General features: G+C 72.1%; 5 protein-coding genes, 1 pseudogene and 1 riboswitch. All 6 genes and pseudogenes read left to right on the top strand.

Translation table 11 applies throughout. The features are described 5' to 3' along the window. Positions 1 to 50 precede the first annotated feature (50 nt). A pseudogene (locus AC2W7J_RS16555) lies at positions 51 to 137 on the top strand (hypothetical protein); the annotation flags it as partial. A gap of 85 nt (positions 138 to 222) precedes the next feature. Continuing rightward, entirely contained in the window at positions 223 to 381 is a 159-nt protein-coding gene (locus AC2W7J_RS16550; protein ID WP_485983742.1) for a hypothetical protein, read from the top strand. A gap of 10 nt (positions 382 to 391) precedes the next feature. Then, a riboswitch (ZMP/ZTP riboswitch) is annotated at positions 392 to 470 on the top strand. Between the two features lie 30 nt (positions 471 to 500). Next, the gene (gene purH, locus AC2W7J_RS16545) at positions 501 to 2,099 is read left to right on the top strand and encodes a bifunctional phosphoribosylaminoimidazolecarboxamide formyltransferase/IMP cyclohydrolase (protein ID WP_485983740.1); all 1,599 of its coding nucleotides are present in this window, start codon (positions 501 to 503) and stop codon (positions 2,097 to 2,099) included. A 33-nt stretch (positions 2,100 to 2,132) separates the two neighbouring features. Beyond that, positions 2,133 to 2,978: a bifunctional methylenetetrahydrofolate dehydrogenase/methenyltetrahydrofolate cyclohydrolase gene (locus AC2W7J_RS16540; protein WP_421007552.1), complete on the top strand. Its 846-nt coding sequence runs from the start codon at positions 2,133 to 2,135 to the stop codon at positions 2,976 to 2,978. Beyond that, positions 2,975 to 3,283 carry a DUF3017 domain-containing protein gene (locus tag AC2W7J_RS16535; protein WP_255184124.1) on the top strand — a complete coding sequence of 103 codons (309 nt, stop codon included), beginning with the start codon at positions 2,975 to 2,977 and terminating at the stop codon, positions 3,281 to 3,283. The genes AC2W7J_RS16540 and AC2W7J_RS16535 overlap by 4 nt, the downstream gene beginning before the upstream one ends. A 298-nt stretch (positions 3,284 to 3,581) precedes the next feature. Next, positions 3,582 to 4,026, top strand: a 445-nt coding sequence (locus AC2W7J_RS16530; RefSeq protein WP_485983737.1) for a hypothetical protein, incomplete at its 3' end; no start/stop codon positions are given.

Genomic DNA, 4,026 nt, shown 5'->3' with positions numbered 1-4,026 from the left:
GCCCCGCATCGCCGAGCACGCGCCCTGGCCTGGTCGTCACCGCCGGGTTCATGAAAGATCCCTCGGCCCGCAGGCGCTCGCCGCCGCGACCTTTCGTCAACACGCACCCGGCGCTGCTGCCGGCCTTCCCGGGCGCGCACGGCGTGCGTGACGCCCTGGCCTACGGCGTGACCGTCACCGGGTCGACCGCCCACCTCTCGACGCGGCGTCGACACCGGCCCGATCATCGAGCAGCGCACCGTCGCCATCGCTCCCGACGACACCGAGGCGAGCCTCCACGAGCGGATCAAGGTCGTCGAGCGGGAGATGCTCGTCGACGTCGTCACCGCGATGGCCTCCGGCGGCTGGCGCGTCGAGGGCCGTCGGGTGCACGTCGGCTGAGGCCCTAGACTCGGGACCACACGACTGGCGAAGGTGGATCACCACCGGGGAGTGAGAGTCGGGGTGCATCGCCCGCCTGGGTGCACCCGCCGCACCGCAGCAGATCTCCAGGAGTACCTGTGTCAGACCGTCGTCCCGTCCGCCGTGCCCTCGTCTCCGTCTACGACAAGACCGGCCTGGAGGACCTCGTCCGTGGCCTCGCCGACGCGGGTGTCGAGCTCGTCTCCACCGGCGGCTCCGCCGCGACGATCGCCGGTCTCGGCCTGCCCGTGACCAAGGTCGAGGACCTCACCGGCTTCCCCGAGTGCCTCGACGGCCGGGTCAAGACGCTGCACCCGCGCGTCCACGCCGGCATCCTCGCCGACACCCGCCTGCCCGACCACGTGCGCCAGCTCGAGGAGCTGGAGGTCGCCCCCTTCGACCTCGTCGTCGTCAACCTCTACCCCTTCGCCGACACCGTCGCCTCCGGTGCCGGCATCCAGGACTGCATCGAGAAGATCGACATCGGCGGCCCGACGATGGTGCGCGCCGCGGCGAAGAACCACGCCTCCGTCGCGATTGTCACCGACCCGTCGACCTACGGCGACGTCCTCGAGTCGGTGCGCGGTGGCGGCTTCACCCTCGCGCAGCGCCAGCGCCTCGCGACCGATGCCTTCGTCCACACGGCCACCTACGACGTGGCCGTCGCCTCGTGGATGGGCTCGGTCGTCAGCCCGAGCGACGAGACGCCCTTCCCCGGCTGGGTCGGCGGCACCTATGCCAAGAAGTCCGGCCTGCGCTACGGCGAGAACCCGCACCAGTCGGCCGCGCTCTACGTCACCGACGCCGGTGGCGGCATCGCCGGTGCGGAGCAGCTGCACGGCAAGGAGATGTCGTACAACAACTACATCGACGGTGACGCCGCGCTGCGCGCCGCCCACGACCACGGCGACCAGCCGACCGTCGCGATCATCAAGCACGCCAACCCGTGCGGCATCGCAGTGGGGGAGAGCATCGAGGTCGCCTACGAGCGCGCCCACGCCTGCGACCCCGTCTCCGCCTACGGCGGCATCGTCGCGACCAACCGTCCGGTGACCGCGGCCATGGCCCGTGCCCTCAACGACACCTTCTCCGAGGTCGTCGTCGCGCCCGACTTCGACCCCGACGCCCTCGAGATCCTCCGCGAGAAGAAGAACCGTCGCCTGCTCAAGGCCGCGACGCCCGCCCCGGGCGGCGTCGAGACCCGGCCGGTCTCCGGTGGCCTGCTCGTGCAGCAGCGCGATGCCATCGACGGCGTGGTCGAGGCGAAGGGGGACGACAAGCCGACCCAGGGCCACGGCGACGACCCGAGCGCCTGGGCGCTCGTGACGGGTCAGGCGGCCGACGAGGCAACCCTCGCCGACCTCGCCTTCGCCTGGCGCGCGGTCCGCGCGACGAAGTCCAATGCGATCCTCCTGGCCAAGGACCAGGGCTCGGTCGGCATCGGCATGGGCCAGGTCAACCGCGTCGACTCCTGCCACCTCGCGGTGAGCCGGGCCGGCGAGGAGCGGGCGAAGGGGGCCGTCGCGGCCTCGGACGCCTTCTTCCCCTTCGCCGACGGGCTGCAGGTGCTGCTCGACGCCGGCGTCAGCGCCGTCGTCGCCCCTGGTGGGTCGGTGCGCGACGACGAGGTCGTCGCCGCGGCGCAGGCCGCCGGCATCACGATGTACTTCACCGGCACCCGCCACTTCGCCCACTGACCGGCCCGGCCGACGAGACGGAAGGATGACCTCATGACCGCACAGATCCTCGACGGCAAGGCGGCGCTCGCGTCGATCAAGCAGGAGCTGGCCGCTCGCGTGGCGGCCCTCAAGGAGCAGGGCATCACGCCGGGCCTGGGCACCGTGCTCGTCGGCGACGACCCGGGGAGCTCCTGGTACGTCGCCGCGAAGCACAAGGACTGCGCCGAGATCGGCATCACGAGCATCCGGCGGGACCTGCCCGGGACCTCGACGCTCGAGGAGGTCCTCGACGTCGTGCGTGGCCTCAACGACGACCCGGCGTGCACCGGCTTCCTCGTGCAGCAGCCGACCGGCCTGGACGAAAATGCGATCCTCTCGGCGGTCGACCCGGCCAAGGACGTCGACGGGCTGCACCCGACCAACCTCGGGTGGCTCGTGCTCGGCAAGCCGGCCCCGCTGCCGTGCACGCCGATGGGCTGCATCGAGCTGCTGCGTCGCCATGACGTGCCGATCGCGGGGGCGCGCGTCGCGGTCGTCGGGCGCGGGATCACCGTCGGGCGCCCGCTCAGCCTGATCCTCACCCGCCGCAGCGAGAATGCCACGGTCGTCTCGTGCCACACGGGCACGCGTGACCTCGCAGCCGAGGTGCGGCAGGCCGACATCGTCGTCGCCGCGGCCGGTGTGCCGGGCATCATCACGGCCGACATGGTCAAGCCCGGCGCCGCGGTCCTCGACGTGGGCGTCAGCCGGGTCGACGGCAAGATCGCCGGCGACGTGGCCGACGACGTCGCCGAGGTCGCCGGGTGGATCAGCCCCAACCCCGGGGGCGTCGGCCCGATGACCCGCGCGATGTTGCTGACCAATGTCGTCGAGGCCGCGGAGCAGCAGCTGCGATGAGCGAGCCCGAGCAGCCGACGGTCCCGGCCAGGCCGCCCCTCGACGTCCCCGCGCTCGCCGCGTGGTGGGTCGTGGCGGCCGGGGTCGCCGTCGCCATGCTCTTCCTCGCGACCGACCACGTGCTGAGGGCGACCCTCTGCCTCGGGGGGAGCCTGCTGCTCGCGGCCGCGCTGCGCCTGACCGTCCGCGGTTCGACGATGGGGGGCATCGCCGTGCGCGGGCCGCTCGTCGACGTCATCACCCTCGTCGTCCTGGGCGCCGCGGTGCTCGTCTCGGGCTTCACCCTCGACCTCACCGCGCGCTGATCCTCGGGGGCGCAGACCCCCCTTCGTCCGGCGGCCGTCCCCATCCCGGGGCGGCCGCCCGACCTGTGTCCCGCCGGGGTGCTGTCCGGGCCGACCGGCAGCGAACCGGCAATTCCCTGCCACTTCGTCAGCATCTGGTGTGCTCCGAGTCACGGAACAGTAAGTTCCTGTCCGCGGGGGTACCGGTTCCCACGGGGGGTTCTGGGACAGGCACGTGCACATCCGCCCCGCAGGAGCACGTGTGCGCGGTGGGGGCCGCCCTCGCCGCACGTGGTGACCACGCCACGGGGAGGAACGCATGTCTGCACGCAAGAGCACCCGCACCGTAGCCTCGGCCGGCCTGGCCGCCGGCTTCATGGCGATCGGCACCGGCATCGCCCTGGCAGCTCCGGCGCCCGGGTCCAACCAGCCCGAGTACTGGGAGCAGAAGTTCGAGAACGAGGGCTACGTCAACGTCGAGTGCGACAAGCGCGACTCCGAGGGGCCCTACACAGTCGACGGCGACTACATCGCCATCATCATCAAGGCCGGCGCGGGAGAAGACCAGAACCAGGTCATCACGAACCCGGAGCCCGGCCAGACGTACGAGACGCACGAGAACGGCAAGGACATCTCGCACGTCATCTACTGCACCGGCGAGACCCCGCCGCCCACGAGCACCACCACCACGACGCCGCCGGACGACCACCGACCCCGCCGGAGACCACGACCCCGCCGGAGACGACCGACCCCGCCGGAGACGA

It is taken from the genome of Janibacter sp. CFPM2_SD2 (assembly GCF_057364645.1).
Note: the sequence above shows the minus strand (reverse complement) of the source record. Positions and strands in the feature narration are given on the sequence as shown.